This is a genomic window from Campylobacter concisus (assembly GCF_002913715.1).
In the GTDB taxonomy this organism is placed as follows: Bacteria; Campylobacterota; Campylobacteria; order Campylobacterales; family Campylobacteraceae; genus Campylobacter_A; species Campylobacter_A concisus_AG.
This window is the reverse complement of the sequence record NZ_PPCE01000009.1, coordinates 543,842-558,388: the sequence shown is the minus strand read 5'-3', so window position 1 is coordinate 558,388 and position 14,547 is coordinate 543,842. Positions and strand designations below refer to the sequence as shown.

Annotated in this window: 16 protein-coding genes; 2 read left to right on the top strand and 14 right to left on the bottom strand. The window is 36.8% G+C overall.

Annotation, left to right across the window (positions count from 1 at the left end):
* Nucleotide 1: 1 nt before the first annotated feature.
* From CYO92_RS06790 to rpmH, 9 genes are all read right to left on the bottom strand, one after another.
* Complete coding sequence (locus CYO92_RS06790; protein ID WP_103589441.1) at nt 2-1,054, bottom strand: SDH family Clp fold serine proteinase; 1,053 nt, start codon at nt 1,052-1,054, stop codon at nt 2-4.
* Between the two features lie 3 nt (nt 1,055-1,057).
* Nucleotides 1,058-3,247 (bottom strand): phosphoribosylformylglycinamidine synthase subunit PurL, encoded by a 2,190-nt coding sequence (purL, locus tag CYO92_RS06785; protein ID WP_103589442.1) that lies wholly within the window; start codon nt 3,245-3,247, stop codon nt 1,058-1,060.
* 271 nt (nt 3,248-3,518) lie between these two features.
* Nucleotides 3,519-4,106: an NAD(P)H-dependent oxidoreductase gene (locus CYO92_RS06780; RefSeq protein WP_103589443.1), complete on the bottom strand. Its 588-nt coding sequence runs from the start codon at nt 4,104-4,106 to the stop codon at nt 3,519-3,521.
* A gap of 40 nt (nt 4,107-4,146) precedes the next feature.
* Complete coding sequence (gene mnmE, locus CYO92_RS06775) at nt 4,147-5,472, bottom strand: tRNA uridine-5-carboxymethylaminomethyl(34) synthesis GTPase MnmE (protein ID WP_103589444.1); 1,326 nt, start codon at nt 5,470-5,472, stop codon at nt 4,147-4,149.
* The gene (locus CYO92_RS06770; protein WP_103589445.1) at nt 5,469-6,524 is read right to left on the bottom strand and encodes a Jag N-terminal domain-containing protein; all 1,056 of its coding nucleotides are present in this window, start codon (nt 6,522-6,524) and stop codon (nt 5,469-5,471) included. The genes mnmE and CYO92_RS06770 overlap by 4 nt, the downstream gene beginning before the upstream one ends.
* Nucleotides 6,524-8,077 (bottom strand): membrane protein insertase YidC, encoded by a 1,554-nt coding sequence (gene yidC / locus CYO92_RS06765; protein ID WP_103589446.1) that lies wholly within the window; start codon nt 8,075-8,077, stop codon nt 6,524-6,526. Before yidC ends, CYO92_RS06770 begins: the two co-directional genes overlap by 1 nt.
* 1 nt (nt 8,078) lies before the next feature.
* Nucleotides 8,079-8,420 carry a membrane protein insertion efficiency factor YidD gene (gene yidD, locus CYO92_RS06760; RefSeq protein ID WP_103589447.1) on the bottom strand — a complete coding sequence of 114 codons (342 nt, stop codon included), beginning with the start codon at nt 8,418-8,420 and terminating at the stop codon, nt 8,079-8,081.
* The gene (rnpA, locus tag CYO92_RS06755; RefSeq protein WP_072594909.1) at nt 8,417-8,752 is read right to left on the bottom strand and encodes a ribonuclease P protein component; all 336 of its coding nucleotides are present in this window, start codon (nt 8,750-8,752) and stop codon (nt 8,417-8,419) included. Before rnpA ends, yidD begins: the two co-directional genes overlap by 4 nt.
* Nucleotides 8,740-8,874 carry a 50S ribosomal protein L34 gene (rpmH, locus tag CYO92_RS06750; RefSeq protein ID WP_002940373.1) on the bottom strand — a complete coding sequence of 45 codons (135 nt, stop codon included), beginning with the start codon at nt 8,872-8,874 and terminating at the stop codon, nt 8,740-8,742. Before rpmH ends, rnpA begins: the two co-directional genes overlap by 13 nt.
* Nucleotides 8,875-8,996: 122 nt before the next feature.
* On the opposite strand from rpmH, the gene CYO92_RS06745 reads away from it, so the two are divergent.
* Together CYO92_RS06745 and CYO92_RS06740 are read left to right on the top strand one after the other, a co-directional pair.
* A complete protein-coding gene (locus tag CYO92_RS06745) occupies nt 8,997-9,650 on the top strand; it encodes a uracil-DNA glycosylase family protein (protein WP_103589448.1) in 654 nt (217 codons plus the stop codon).
* Nucleotides 9,647-10,897 carry a hypothetical protein gene (locus CYO92_RS06740; RefSeq protein WP_103589449.1) on the top strand — a complete coding sequence of 417 codons (1,251 nt, stop codon included), beginning with the start codon at nt 9,647-9,649 and terminating at the stop codon, nt 10,895-10,897. Before CYO92_RS06745 ends, CYO92_RS06740 begins: the two co-directional genes overlap by 4 nt.
* Before the next feature lie 43 nt (nt 10,898-10,940).
* Here CYO92_RS06740 and CYO92_RS06735 read toward each other — a convergent pair whose 3' ends face one another.
* The 5 genes from CYO92_RS06735 to CYO92_RS06715 all read right to left on the bottom strand — a co-directional run bounded on the left by CYO92_RS06735 (nt 10,941) and on the right by CYO92_RS06715 (nt 14,542).
* Entirely contained in the window at nt 10,941-11,330 is a 390-nt protein-coding gene (locus tag CYO92_RS06735; protein ID WP_103589450.1) for a YbgC/FadM family acyl-CoA thioesterase, read from the bottom strand.
* Between the two features lie 80 nt (nt 11,331-11,410).
* Complete coding sequence (locus CYO92_RS06730; RefSeq protein WP_103589451.1) at nt 11,411-12,745, bottom strand: hypothetical protein; 1,335 nt, start codon at nt 12,743-12,745, stop codon at nt 11,411-11,413.
* A gap of 25 nt (nt 12,746-12,770) precedes the next feature.
* On the bottom strand, nt 12,771-13,304 hold the full coding sequence (locus CYO92_RS06725; RefSeq protein WP_103589452.1) for a threonine/serine exporter family protein: 534 nt from the start codon (nt 13,302-13,304) through the stop codon (nt 12,771-12,773).
* Nucleotides 13,297-14,079: a threonine/serine ThrE exporter family protein gene (locus tag CYO92_RS06720; RefSeq protein WP_103589453.1), complete on the bottom strand. Its 783-nt coding sequence runs from the start codon at nt 14,077-14,079 to the stop codon at nt 13,297-13,299. Before CYO92_RS06720 ends, CYO92_RS06725 begins: the two co-directional genes overlap by 8 nt.
* Complete coding sequence (locus CYO92_RS06715; RefSeq protein WP_103589454.1) at nt 14,063-14,542, bottom strand: DUF4149 domain-containing protein; 480 nt, start codon at nt 14,540-14,542, stop codon at nt 14,063-14,065. The genes CYO92_RS06720 and CYO92_RS06715 overlap by 17 nt, the downstream gene beginning before the upstream one ends.
* Between the last annotated feature and the right edge of the window lie 5 nt (nt 14,543-14,547).

Here is a 14,547-nt window from a genome sequence, read left to right as displayed (position 1 = left end):
ATTACCACAAGTGATAGATGGTGTTTTTTATTTTGCCATTTACTAGCTCGTTTTTACGCCAAGAGCTCTCGTCATTCATCACATTCCAGCGACGCTCTTCAGGGCGGTAAAACCAGTCTTTGTCTATCTGATAATAAATTTGCTTGCCATTTGTTTCAATGATGTTTGCGATATTGTTATCGTGATAGCTATTTTCGTCATAGTCAGTAAAAGCTCGCTGACCCATCTCAGAGTAAAGTAGCGTTAACTCTTGAAGCATTTCATTTAGATCATCATCCATCTTTTTTACATGAAGGCCGATCTCGTGCGCCTCTCTAAAGAGGATCGGATATTCATGAGCTGGATAGTCGCCATTTAGCCTTTCAGAAATTTCTGCGATCTTTTTATCATCATCGATGTGATACCTAAGAAGCTCGGTGCAAATCTTAAGCGATAGCGAGCTAGCACGGTCAACCGCACCAAAGACTAGCGGATGAATATATTCATAAAGCGAATTATAAGGGTTTGTGTCGTTTGGCCTATCTTTATCTTGCTCTTTCCAAAGTTTGACCACACGACTAAGTTCGTCCATCGAAACGCTCACAAGCTCATTACCTTTGTTTGTCGGGCTAAGCTCGTGTTTTAGTGAAGTATCAACAGGCGTTAGATAGGCAAGTGGCCCCATGACGATCTCATTTGCGCCAAGTGCCATCATAGTAGCAGCCGAGGCACAGTTTGCAGGTATTAGGGCTATTAAATTTTTGCAGTAATTTCTAAGTGTAGTGATGATCCTAAGAGCGGCAATACCACTTCCGCCATCACTTTTTATAAAAAGATAAGCAGTATCTATCTTTTTGCCCTTTAAAATTTCATACATGGCACTTGCATCGTTGCCACAAACGCTACCAGCGTTTGAGTTGTAGTAGGTTATCAAAGGGGCATTTAGCCTTTTTTCGATCGTACTTATCAAATTTTGAGTATCGCTAAAGAGCACTGGCGGTTTTGCCACGCCCTTTTTCTCGTTTTGCTCTACTTCCTTTTCCCCGCTTGCTTTTTGAGCCTTTTTAGAAAACATCTCTTAGTCCTCCTTTTTTACGATTTTTGCAAACTCATTTAGATAAATTTCTCTTACGTCCTCTAAGCTCTCATCTATATCATTTAGCTTAAATCTCTTGCCTCCGCTAACGCCGATCTTTTCAAACTTCACACCAAATTTAGCCGCAAGCGCTTCAAATTTAGCCTCGTCTTTCACACCTACAACCGCTCTTGAAAAGCTCTCATCAAAGATGAAATTTGGCTCTTTAAATTTCAATTCACAATTTACGCCGATGTTTGAGATGCTAGCCATTTTTGCCAGCGTGATAGCAAGACCGCCCACACCTACGCTATTTGCAAACTCTAAAATTTGCTCTTTATTTGCCTCTATCACTAGGTCCCAAAGGGCTCGCTCAGCTTTATAATCAACCTCTTTTAGCTTACCGCCAACCACGTTAAATAGCGCCTTTGCGTAAAGAGAAGCTGCAAATTCTCCACTTGTCTCGCCAAGCAAGTAAATCGCCCTACCCTCGCTTAAAAATGTGCTTTTTAGGTTTAAATTTGCGTCCTCATTTACACCAACCGTGACGATGGCTGGCGTTGGATAGACGCTAACGCCGTCAGTGTCGTTATAAAGGCTCACGTTGCCGCTAACAACTGGCGTATTTAGCTCACGGCAAGCCTCTTTTATGCCTTCACATCCCTCTTTGAACTGCCACATAACCTCTGGATTTTGCGGATTGCCGTAGTTTAGGCAGTCGGTGATCGCAAGTGGCACAGCGCCGCTCATCGCGACCTTTCTGCCAGCTGCAGCGACAGCTCTTGCAGCGCCTATTTTTGGATCAACAAAATTTGCTCTAGGATCGCACTGCGCAGCCATAGAGACGGCCTTTTTAGTGCCTTTTACTCTAATACTTGCAGCGCCTAAGTGACCAGGCTGTTTTATAGTATTTGTCTGAATATTTGCGTCGTATTGATCGTAGATAAAGCTTTTATTTAGTACCTCTGGCTCTTTTAAAAGCTTGAAAAATGCAGTTTTATTATCAACATTATTTGGAATTTTTAAATTTGCAATCTCATCAAGGTATTTTGGACGTGCAACTGGGCGATCAAGCACCGGAGCTGCCTCGCTAAGTGGGCCGATAGGGATTTCGCCTGCAAGCTCACCATGCCAGTAAAGCTGCATCACGCCACTACTTGTGACCTCGCCGATGATCTCAGCATCAAGATCCCATTTTCTAAAAATTTCAAGCACCTTTTGCTCATAGCCTTTTTTTGCACATATTAGCATGCGCTCTTGAGATTCGCTTAGCATTAGCTCATAAGGCGTCATACCAACTTCGCGCATCGGCACGCAGTCTAGATACATCTTCATACCACTACCGCTTCTGCCCGCCATCTCAAAGCTAGAGCTTGTTAGCCCAGCTGCACCCATATCTTGGATGCCGATGATGTAGTCTTTTTTAAAGAGCTCTAAGCAAGCTTCCATGAGCAGCTTCTCAGCAAATGGATCACCCACCTGCACTGTTGGACGAAGCGATTTGTTCTCGTCGTTAAAGCTATCGCTCGCCATCACAGCGCCACCAAGTCCGTCTCTACCGGTCTTTGAACCCACGTAAATGACTGGGTTGCCCACACCTTCAGCCTTGCCGTAGAAAATTTCATCACTTTTGCAAAGACCAAGCGCAAAAGCGTTGATTAGGATGTTGCCATTAAAGCTAGGATCAAAGGTAGTTTCGCCACCGATCGTTGGGATACCCATGCAGTTGCCATAGTGTCCGATACCTGCAACACTTCCTTTTAGTAGATATCTATGTTTTTTAGCCAGCTCACTTTCGCCTCTTATCTCGCCAAAACGAAGCGAGTTCATATTTGCAACGACTCTTGCGCCCATCGTAAAGACATCTCTTAAAATTCCACCAACGCCAGTTGCAGCGCCCTGAAACGGCTCGATAAAGCTTGGATGGTTGTGACTCTCCATCTTAAACACAGCAGCAACCCCGTCTCCAACGTCGATGACGCCGGCATTTTCACCAGGTCCTTGGATGACCCAAGGCGCCTTTGTCGGAAAGCCGTTTAGGTATTTTTTGCTTGATTTGTAGCTGCAGTGCTCGCTCCACATCGCTGAAAATATGCCAAGCTCTAGTAAATTTGGCTCGCGTCCTAAAATTTTTAAGATCTCCTCATACTCTTCGTCGCTGATTTTATGTGCTTGTATGGTAGCTTTATCCATTGATGTAACCTTTTAAGAATTTTAAGCCATTTTACAATCTTGCTTATAAAAAGTTACTAAAAAGCCTTTTGAAATTTAGTAGAATAAAGCATTATTGAGAGAAATTTGCCTACTTTGATAAGGCCTTTTTATATTAGCATTTTAAAATTTATGCCAGTGTTTTATTTTAACTAGCATAGCAATAAAAAGTGGCAAAATTTTCAAACCTAGCTCGTAGCTATTTTATTGCCACTTTTATTTATATTTGCAGTTTTGTTTCTATTTTAAATTTCTATTTCGTATTTTTAAAAACTTTTTCAAGATGCGCTTCGTACTCTTTTAGATATCTTGGCACATCTGGCATCTTGATAACATCGTAGCAGACAAAGTATGAAAGTGGCTTCATGCCCAAAAACTCATTTGCCTTTCTGAAATGATAATAAACCCCATCAATCCCACGCGCATCAAAAAACTCATTTGAATCGCTAAATGCCTCAGCTGGGGCATTCCAAGTAAGGCTTAGCATAAAATTCTTGCCATTTAGCAAGCCACCCTTGCCGTAGTTTTTAGTTGGATCGACCCTGTGTCTGCCATCGCTCGTATAAAGCTTGCCATGACCTGCGGTAAAGACCTCATCGATATATTTTTTAACTATCCAAGGCTCACCCATCCACCAAGCTGGCATCTGCCAAACTACTGCGTCCATCCATATAAATTTATCGACTTCAGCCTCTATATCATAGCCATGATCTATCACGGTTTGCTTTACCTCATAACCCATTTTCGCGAGCTTCTCGCACGCAAGGTCGTGAAGTGTTTGATTTAATCTGCCATCTGAGTGGGCAAATTTTTTACCGCCATTTATAAGTAAAATTTTCATCGTATCTCCTTAAAAAATGAAAATTTTAACCAAAAAACTATCATTTTCCTAAACAAAAATGGCTAAACATCTCGTCTAAAATTTCACTCCTCTCAAATGGCTTTGTGATGCTTGCAAGCGCCTTTATTGCACTATTTAGCTCGTAAGCGAAAATTTCTAGCTCCTCTTCGCTGAGTCTCAAAAAGGCTCTTTTTAAAGCCTCACTCGCCTCTTTACAGCTTAAAATTTGGCGGTTTGAGCTTAGCATGATCTCGTCGGTATCTTGTGTCTTGAGGTAGCTCTCAAGCTCTTTTAAAACTACGCTCGTATCGGTTTTTGCTGAAATTTTGATAGCGCCCTCTAGCTCTATGTCAAATTTAAACGCCAGATCACTTTTGTTTAGGATAAAAAAGGCTTTTTTACTTGAGTTAGAAACGAGCCTAATTATATCTTTGTCTTGCTCATCGCTTGGATTTGAGCCGTCAAAGACAGCCAGGATAATGTCAGCCTCGTTTATAGCCGAGATTGAGTAGTTTATGCCGATTTGCTCGATCCTTCCAGCATCTTTTCTGATGCCAGCGGTATCTATTATACGAACTAGATGTGAGCCGATCTTGAAATTTTCTTCTATCCTATCTCTGGTCGTGCCCGCCTCGTCGCTAACGATCGCTCTCTCGTATGCCAAAAACGAGTTTAAAATGGAGCTTTTGCCAACATTTGGCTTACCAACGATGGCAATCTTAAAGCCATCTATTAGCCCTCTTCTTTGCTCGCTAAGTGTGGCTATACGCTCTAGTTTCTCGCTATTTTTTAAAAGCATCTGCTTGGTCTGCTCTAGTAAATTTGCAGGCAGATCATCATCAGCATAATCAATCATCGTCTCCACAAAAGCAAGAGTTTTGACCACTTCGCTTCTGATCTCGCTTACAAATTTACTAAGATCGCCTTGCATCTGGCGGGTCAAAATTTTAGCAGCGATCTCGCTTTTTGAAGTAATGAGCCCTTGCATAGCCTCAGCCTTAGCTAGATCCATCTTGCCATTTAAAAATGCTCGCTTGCTAAACTCGCCAGGCATTGCAAGCCTTGCGCCAGCCTTTATTAGCTCATTTAAAATTCTCTCGCTCACCATCACGCCGCCATGAGTTTGAAACTCAACGATATCCTCTCCTGTAAAGCTTGCTGGAGCTTTAAAATATATAACGATGCCCTCGTCTAAAATTTCATCATCAAGGGAGTAAATTTTAGCTAGTTTTGCATATCTTGGCTCTAAATTTGAAAGTTTAAGGAGTTTTAAAGAGATAGCTAGGGCGTCCTTGCCGCTAAGCCTTACGATAGAAACTGAGCCGATGCCATAAGCTGTGGCAAGGGCTGCGATAGTTTCACTCATTTTTTGAAAAAGTCATTTACGACGACAAATTTGCCGTCATTGCCACTTTTTATGCCGACATATTTATCTGGGAATTTCTCGCGAAGTTTCTCAAGCGCGATTTTAACTAAAACACCATCAAGTGGCTTTGTTTGTGCTCTGCCACTATTTTGCACACGCTCGATCACGCCATTTAGATATTGATCCATCATCGCTTCTTGATTTTGCAAAAATTGCGCGATTTCAAGGCGGATAGCAAGGTTGTATTTTGAGTTTAGCCAGTTATAAAGCATATAAGATATCGCTTTATACCTATAACCTTCTTTACCTATAAGTAGAGCCGCATCAGCTCCATCAAGCTCTATAAGCACCGTTTCATCGTCAAATTTGCTAACTTCAATTTTACTAATATCAAAACAACTTGCCTTAAAAAGACGGTTTATGCCATCTTTGATCTCAGGTAAAATTTTATCAAAGTCGATTCTTGCTTTTTCTTCTTTTTGTAAAGCTTGAGCCGCACTATCTTCATCAGTTTGGTTAAAATTTTCGATGATTGAAGTATCTAGGATATTTTTAGGAGCACTTTTACTAGCTTGTGGCTCCTTTATTTCTTTTGGCCCGTCAAGTCTCTTTATCACATATCCTGGTTCAGCTTCTTCTTCACTCTTTTGAGCAAACGCATCTTTAGCTAGAGCTTCATTTTTTTCACTTAAATTTGACTTTTCATTTTTATGTTCTTTTTGCTCAAATTTAGTTTCGCTTTTTTCATCTCTATGTTTTTTAGAGCCTCGCTTTTTATCACTATGATCGTGTTTTTTAGCTTGCTTTTTATCCTCTTTTATAGCCTCGTTCTCATCATTTTTTTTAACAAAATTTTTATCATTTTTTGGCTTGTGTTGTGGTTTTGGCTGATTTTCTAAACTTGCTTCAATGATCGCACTTCTTTTAAAAAATCCCAAAAAACCACTGCTTGGATGCTGTAAAACTTTTATATCAAGCTGAGTTACTGAGCAGTTAAGCTGCTCGGCTGCTTTTTGAAATGCCTCTTGAAGGGTATTTGCTTCTATTTTCATTAAGCCTTTACCTCTGTAGCTTTTTTATGTTTTTCAAAAAGTTTATTTACAAATACTTGCTGAACAACCGAGCAAACGTTATTTACAAACCAGTAAAGTGTAAGACCAGCCGGGAATGTCACGAAGAAAAATGTAAATATAAGAGGTAAAAATTTCATCACCTTTTCTTGCATAGGATCAGTAAATGTCGTTGGTGTAAGCTTTTGCTGTAAAAACATAGTTAGACCCATCAAAATAGGTAATACAAAATATGGATCCATTACCGAAAGATCGTGTATCCAAAGTACCCAAGGAGCACCTTTTAGCTCGATCGCATTTAGTAAAACGCGGTAGATCGCAAAAAATACTGGGATTTGAAGCAAGATCGGCAAGCATCCACCCATTGGATTTGCGCCATGCTTTTTATAAAGTTCCATCATATGAACTTGCATTTTTTGCTTATCATCTTTATATTTTGTCTGAAGCTCTTTTACCTTTGGAGCAAGCTCTTTAAGCTTGTTCATGGATAACATACCCTTATATGTAAGTGGGAATAAAACTATCCTTATAACAAGTGTTAGCACAACTATTGCCCAACCCCAGTTGCCAATGTAGTTATGCAAGAAATTTAAAAATGCAAACATCGGTTTTGCTATAAATGTAAACCAACCATACTCAATAACGTCGTTTAGTCTCTCGTCCATTGAGCTTAAAATTTTATGCTCTTTTGGTCCGATATATGCGCCTAATTTTAAATTATCATTTGCCTTTACAAAAAGAATAGGATTATTGTTAGAATCTTTGTCTACGGCTACTTCAAATGGCTTTTCAAATGAGTAAAATAGCGTCGTATAGTATCTATCAGAGGCGGCTGCTATTGTGGTATTTGCATAGTTTTTAACCTCTTTTGTATCGCCATCTTCTATGATATTTAGGCTATCGTCTGTGTTTCTAAGCATAATGCCATGAACTGTGTAGCTATCTATCGCGATATTTGGTCTAAAACCAGGAGTGATGAAATAATCAACATTTTTACTTAAATTTACTTCAACTTCATATCTACCATTTGGATAAAATTTGATATTTTTTGTAATTGTGACGCCATCTAAATTTTGAGTAAGTTTTATGGTTCTAGGCTCGCTGCTGGCATCTATCTCTCTAGCGTCACTACTATATGCGACCTTAAAAGCATCGGCATTTAGCATACTATCGTTAAATCTAAGCTCAAGTGGCAATGGATTTTGCGAAACAAGCTCGATTTTGTTGCCATCTTCTGTTTTATATTTCTCTTCAGTTAGATAGAATTTTGAAATTCTTCCTAGCTTATCTATTTTTGCTTCGTAGCTTTGACCTTTGATAGTAGCGATTATCTCGTTTGAAGCTAAATTTTCATTTGATTTTGGAGTATTTTGATTTATATTTGGAGCTTTATTTTGATCTATTGCTTGAGACATTGTAGTTTGGTTTTGCTCAGGCACCACTCTTTTTGGCATAAAAAAATCATACACTATAAAAAAAACAATAGATAAAAGCGCTGCAAGAAGCAACCTTTTTTGCATAGACATCTGTTCCATTTTAATTTTTTTCCTTTAATTTATCTAATACTTTTACGACATAAAATTTACCATTCTGACAAGGGACAAACCAAAAATTTACATTTCTGGTATCACTTTTTTGAGATATAAAACATAAGTTAAATTTTTTGTAGATGATTGGGTAGTTGATACCGCCTTTAAAAAGTTGATTGCATCTTAAAATTCGCATAAATGTTGCAAAAAAAGCAGAAAAAAAACTATTTGTTTGAAATTCCCAAATCGCGTATTGTGAGCAAGTCGGGTAATAGCGACAGCTTTTTGGTAGAAGTATGGAAATATATTTTTGATAAAAAGCGATAGCTTTAATCGCAATTTTTTTCATTTTAAACATCCCATTTTTTTTGTAGACCAACTTAAATTTTTACAAATTTTTTCAAATGAAATTTCTGTAATTCCATTTTTTGCGATCATAATATATGTGCCATCTTTTAATTCACTAGAAATGTTAAAAAAAGCGGCTCTCAAAAGTCTTTTAGCTCTATTTCTAACTACCGCTTTTCCTACTTTTTTACTAGCAACTACTGCTATTTTTTTTTCATTTGTTGGTTTATAAAAAACAATGCAAGCATCACAATGCCACTTGCTAGCCTCTTTATAAACTTGAGAGAATTCTTTTGAGCCGCTTAACGACTCAAAACCAGCTAAGCAGCCAATCTTTTTCTACCTTTGGCACGTCTAGCGTTTATTACCTTTCGGCCATTTTTAGTTTTCATTCTTAAGCGAAAGCCATGAGTGCGTTTTTTAGGGGTTTTATGAGGTTGATAAGTCCTTTTCATTTCTATCCTTAAAGTTAATATAAAAAGTGGGATTTTATCAAAGCAATACTTAAATTCCTTTGAATAACTTAGCTTAAAAAGCCACAACTCAAACTTTAAGCAAATCAAGTTATAATCCAAAAATGAATTTTAATAAAGACAATAGGCTTTTAAAAAAATTATTTTTCTTAAAACTAATTGGCTATAAGTTTATTGATAAAAATTTTCTTAGTCTAAGCAATTTTCATAACTACAACAATATTGATGAGCTAAACTGCGAAGTAAAAAAATGTTCTCTTTGCTCTTTGCGAAATAGCTCAAAAGGCGTAACAGCTGGCATCGGTAATGAAAATAGCAAAATTATGTTTATATTATTTTCTAAAAAAAGTGATTCTTATGAAAATAACAGTAAAAAATTTTTAGAAAATGCCATAAAAAATAGTTTGAATTTAGATATAAAAGAAATTTATATAAGTTTTCTACTTCGGTGTGAAATTTCACAAAATGATGATAAAAGTCCGATTTTAAGCCGCTCTATCGAGCTTTGTCGTCCTTATTTGCTTGAAGAGATTAGGCTGATAAAGCCAAAGATAATCGTGACTTTAGGAGAGAAAGCTTTTATGCATTTATATCCAAATTTATTATTAAAAGGCGGATTTGCAAGCATAAGAGGTAGTATTTTAAAAAATGAAAATAGCCTTATTTTGCCAACGTTTTCGCCAGAGTGGATCAGCAAAAATCCTAGTTTTGAAAATATTTTTATAGATGATTTAAGAAAGATCAAAGGAGTGATATGAGAAAAATTTTACTTTTTTTAGCCATTTTTTCGACTATTTTTGCATCACAAGATGAGATAAATTTTGAGGACAATACTACAAAAAACCAAAGTCTATCAAGCATACCTCCAGCAAAGATTACTTATATAAATTTAGAACCAGAATTTTGTGATAATACCTGCTTAAATGAGCTTATCAAGGCTGATTTACTGGCCAGCTTTATGGCGAGATTTGAACCAACAAAAATAGATGATGACGCTCTTTTGGAACTTTATATCTCTCTTGGTGGCGAAGCTATTTTAAAAGTTAATAAAAGCGGCAAAATCGCTGTAATCATCCCGCAAAAGATTATAAAATCTTATGCAAATGTTGTATCAAATGCGGTCTTAAGCTATGTCTTAAAGCAAGACGCAGATGTTGAGATCAAGTTTATAAATAGCAACGATGAAAGCCCACAAAGTCTTACAAATGCTATGCAAACGGCTAGAGCACAAGGCTTTAATTATTTTATCGCGGCCCTTACATCAAATGGTGCAAACATTATAAATTCGCTAGTCCTACCAAATGAGCTTATCTACATTCCAAGCGTTCATAGCTCTTTTATCATAAATCCAAAGCCAAATTTGATCTTTGGTGGCATTGATTATAAAGACCAAATTTCAGCTTTGCTAGCTTACTCGAACGAAAAGATAGTTGCATTTGATGATGGTAGTTCATTAGGGCAAAAGCTAAATGAATATGTCCGCATGCAAAGTAGCGATTATCACGAAGCCTCTATTGTAGGCAAAGATATAAATTTAAACGACACTTTAAGTAAAAAATCCAAGTTTGATGACGCAAGTATATTTTTAAACATCCCAATCGTCAAAGCTTCTCTTGTAGCAACGCAGATGAGAGGTTTTGAGATAAAACCATATGCACTCTTAAGTACACAGATAAATTTTTTACCAAATATCTTTAATGCCATCTCGCAAAGAGATAGACAAAATCTTTTCATCGCAAACTCGTTAAATCCTGTTAATGACTTATTTTTAGGACTTGGTGATCTTTTTGATGTAGATTTTAGATATTCGCAAATCGGCTATTCAAGTGCTTTTGGTGCCGAGTATATATATACAAATTTTATAGATAAAAGTACTGATAGAATCTTTACCGAAAGGGTTGAAAACTCTCAAGTCTTATATGGAGTTAAAATTTATAACGCAAAAGGCGACCACTTTGACGAAGCAAATCAAGAAATTTTGCTCGATCAAAATAGCTCGATGTAAAAGCACAAAGTGGCTAAAGTTAAATTTTTAATTTAGCCACGATCTAAAATTTAGAATTCTCCAAAAATTTCTTTATCTCGTCATTTATCTTAGCGAGCTTTTCTTCTTTCATAAAGGCTAACGTAATCGTCGCTCTAAAGAGTAGTTTTTCGACATTTTTATCATCAAATTTATAAATTTCTTGCTCCAAAACAAGACTAGCTTTTTTAAGCTCTAAAATTTTGGTTCTAACAAATACTTCATCGCCAAGCACAGCAGAAGCTATAAATTTAGCCTCAAGCGATGAAACTACAAAATATCCACTCTCTTTTGTAAAATTTAGCCCAGCCTGAAAAAATGCTTCGCTTCTAGCTCGCTCGCAAAATTTTATGTAGTTTGTATGATAGACTATGCCACCAGCATCGGTATCTTCGTAGTAGATTCGTATTTTCATCTTTATCCTTTTTGTTGCAATCTATTAATCATCAAAGCCTTTTATTGTTTTAGATTACCTTTAAAGCAATAATAGATTAATTATTTTCTAGTATCTTTTCTTACAGCTGTTAAAAATTGATAGTACAGGTAGCCTAACGAAACTTTATTAAATAAAAATACAAGCGAATTGTGCTTTAATTCGTCGTCCATATTTCCTATATAAATATACTTGAATAAGTAGTCAAATGCTTTAAATGGATTGATAAATAATTCTTTTGCCGCATTTAAATGAAGAAATATTGTTGTTAAAAAACCCACCAATATAATCCACAATAATGCTAAAACCCAATTTGTAGAATGATTTGAACTTATATGGTGCAATTTAAATACAATATAATCACCCATATTTACCCATTTGTTTTTTTCAAGATCCCTTCTCTTGCTTTCTAACTCTAGGGAATGATATTTATTGGCTTCAATTTTATTGCCGATTTTTTCAAAATTATTTTTTATAATACGGTATGTTTCTTGCGATGTATGCTTTTTAGATTCAGTTTTATCAAGCCCACTTATGCCGAAAAAATTAATTTCATTATCACAACTTGTAAAGTCAAGATTTAAGCCATTATTAAAAACAGAACCTCTAAAAGAAGTAAATTTTTCAAAAGTAATATATTTAAATTCCGCTTTTGTATTAAAAAGACATTTGTCAAATAAAACAAGCCCTTTATACGAAATTTCTTCAAAATCAAACTTATTTTTAAAAACAACTGTTCTAAACTCTGCTAATGCTTCAAAATCAACATCTCTAACTTCAATGGAATCAATTTGAGAACTATAAATTATAAAATCACTTTTAAAAATATTATCAATGATTGTTGCCTGACCAATATTTGTATTGCCAATACTAATTTTATTAACCCCATTATTTGCTATCTTAGTTATAGCGAACTGCAATAATTTGATATCATTAAAATTCAAATCAATATGCAAAGTTTTAACATTACTTAGCAGGCTCAAATTTTCAAATGTACAATTATTAAAATTTTTAGTTAACAAATAAATTTCATCAAGCTCAATATCTTGGATATTAATATTTATATTGCTATCTTTAAATCTTATATGCCAATCAAGATTAATATCTTCATTCCAAAATTTGACATCACATTTTTCAAAAATAAATGTAACAAAATACGTACTATTTATTTTTTCAATCTTTTTTACAATCTCCCCTATTTCTTGATTTATCTTTCTAAAAATAATAAATTCTTCTTCAACACATAAAATAACGATACGTTTAAAACTAAAATCTTGATTTGGAAATTGATCTGAATTTACTGGTTGGTCGATTTTTATTTCTATATGATAATTTAATTTTGAAAAATTCACTTGTTTTTGTATTATGGACTTTAATTGTTCTTTTAACTCATTCATTATTTATTTATACCTTTTTACTATTTTAATTTGTCTTTTTACTTACTTTCCTCGTCGCCAGATCGCACTTAGCACCGCGAGTAATCATCAAAGACTGATCGTAAAATAAAATAAGCACCACAGAAACCCCGACGCCAAGGGCTAGTGAGACGGTCGTAGTCGTGATCGCGTTGTCGAAAAATATGATTAGGTATTCGTTTTTCTTAGCGATATCAGTCTCGTTTAGAAACGAAAACAGCGCCAAGATGCCCTTGTACGCGTAAACTCCCGGCACCATCGGCAAAAGTGCCGGAAATGCGATGATCTCGGCGGGCACTTTTAGCCGTTTGGCAAAGAGCATACCTAAAATCCCGCTTAAAAAAGAGACGATGAGCGTGGCGACGCTGATGTTAAAAAATCCCATCTGCATGATCCAAAAGCGACTAGCGTGCGCAAACGCCGCAAGCAGCGCGCAAAACGCGAGAGTCCTTTTAGGCGGAGAACTAGCGTAGGCAAAACCAAGCCCCGCCACAGCGGCAAAAGCGCCGTCTATAAGAGTCGCGGTAAAAAGCTCAAACATGTAAAATCTCCGCATTGCTAAGCGAGAGCGTGATATAGACGCCCACCGCGATACAAAGTATCAGGATGCCCGTGCTCACGGCCCTGCTGATACCTACGAGCGTGTTGTCGTTTAGGATATCAAAGACCGAGTTTATGAGAAAAACGCCCGGCATCAAAAAGAGTATCGACGAGCCGATCGCGACGTCGCTAGTATGCGTAAAGCCGTAAAATACGCCAAGATAAGCGATAAAAGAGACGACAAACGAGACCAAAACGTACTGGATTTTTAAATTTACGCCCATTTTAGCAAGTGCAAATTTAAGGCTATATCCCACGAGCGTAGCGAAAAATACGCATACGACCGAGCCCGCATCGCCGCCAAAAAGCCTGCAAAACGCCGCATTTGCAAGGCTTATTAAAATAAGCGAGCTTGTAAATTTATTTGCCCCGATACGCATGACACCCTCAAACTGCTCTTTGGCCTCGTCTAAACTCAAATTTTCATCCAAAATCCGCCAGCTAAGCGACGAAAGCTCGGAAATGCGGTTAAAGCTCACATGACCAAACGGGATCTTTTTCACATAGGTTCGGCGCAGAGAGTTGTCGGCCGAGTCCATGACGCTAATGGTAAAATACTTCACAAAAATCGTCACACTAACGTCGTGGCCGTAGTGTTTAGCTATGCGATCTACGCACTTTTCTACGCGTGCGGTGTAGGTGCCAGCGCTCACCATCGCGCTCGTGTATTCGGCTAGAAAATTTGTTAAGACTTGAATATCAGGCTTTGCATTCATTTTGGTTAATCTTAAATTTCACAAAAAATAAAATGATTTGCACAACAAGCATGATTTTCATCACATATTCGCTTGCACTATGCATTTTGGCAAATTCAGCCGTCTGTGTCGCATCGACCCCCAAATTTTGAGCATAAACTATAAAAGGTGTAAAGAAAAATACAAAGCTCAAAGCTAAAGCCAAATTTAAAAAAGCAAGCATTAACATGCTAAATTTTAGTGAAAAAATAAGCTTTTTTCTAAGATCAAATAGCTCGCTAATCATTATAACTATGCTTATAAAAAGCAAAATATAATTAAATTTTAAAAATATCTTTGTCATCATTTGACCGCTCATAAAATGCGTAAGTACGCCATCTCCTATGATACTTTGCGGGAAAAATATGACTGGCGCTACCAAAATACCAAGCGTTAGCTCAGCTCCTATAAGTACTGCCAAAAGCAAAAAATAAACTCCTCTCAAATTCT

Bases quoted from the DNA above. Each gene is read 5' to 3' on its own strand.
- CYO92_RS06790 (WP_103589441.1), bottom strand. From the start codon at position 1,054: ATGTTTTCTAAAAAGGCTCAAAAAGCAAGCGGGGAAAAGGAAGTAGAG.
- purL (WP_103589442.1), bottom strand. From the start codon at position 3,247: ATGGATAAAGCTACCATACAAGCACATAAAATCAGCGACGAAGAGTAT.
- CYO92_RS06780 (WP_103589443.1), bottom strand. From the start codon at position 4,106: ATGAAAATTTTACTTATAAATGGCGGTAAAAAATTTGCCCACTCAGAT.
- mnmE (WP_103589444.1), bottom strand. From the start codon at position 5,472: ATGAGTGAAACTATCGCAGCCCTTGCCACAGCTTATGGCATCGGCTCA.
- CYO92_RS06770 (WP_103589445.1), bottom strand. From the start codon at position 6,524: ATGAAAATAGAAGCAAATACCCTTCAAGAGGCATTTCAAAAAGCAGCC.
- yidC (WP_103589446.1), bottom strand. From the start codon at position 8,077: ATGGAACAGATGTCTATGCAAAAAAGGTTGCTTCTTGCAGCGCTTTTA.
- yidD (WP_103589447.1), bottom strand. From the start codon at position 8,420: ATGAAAAAAATTGCGATTAAAGCTATCGCTTTTTATCAAAAATATATT.
- rpmH (WP_002940373.1), bottom strand. From the start codon at position 8,874: ATGAAAAGGACTTATCAACCTCATAAAACCCCTAAAAAACGCACTCAT.
- CYO92_RS06745 (WP_103589448.1), top strand. From the start codon at position 8,997: ATGAATTTTAATAAAGACAATAGGCTTTTAAAAAAATTATTTTTCTTA.
- CYO92_RS06740 (WP_103589449.1), top strand. From the start codon at position 9,647: ATGAGAAAAATTTTACTTTTTTTAGCCATTTTTTCGACTATTTTTGCA.
- CYO92_RS06735 (WP_103589450.1), bottom strand. From the start codon at position 11,330: ATGAAAATACGAATCTACTACGAAGATACCGATGCTGGTGGCATAGTC.
- CYO92_RS06730 (WP_103589451.1), bottom strand. From the start codon at position 12,745: ATGAATGAGTTAAAAGAACAATTAAAGTCCATAATACAAAAACAAGTG.
- CYO92_RS06725 (WP_103589452.1), bottom strand. From the start codon at position 13,304: ATGTTTGAGCTTTTTACCGCGACTCTTATAGACGGCGCTTTTGCCGCT.
- CYO92_RS06720 (WP_103589453.1), bottom strand. From the start codon at position 14,079: ATGAATGCAAAGCCTGATATTCAAGTCTTAACAAATTTTCTAGCCGAA.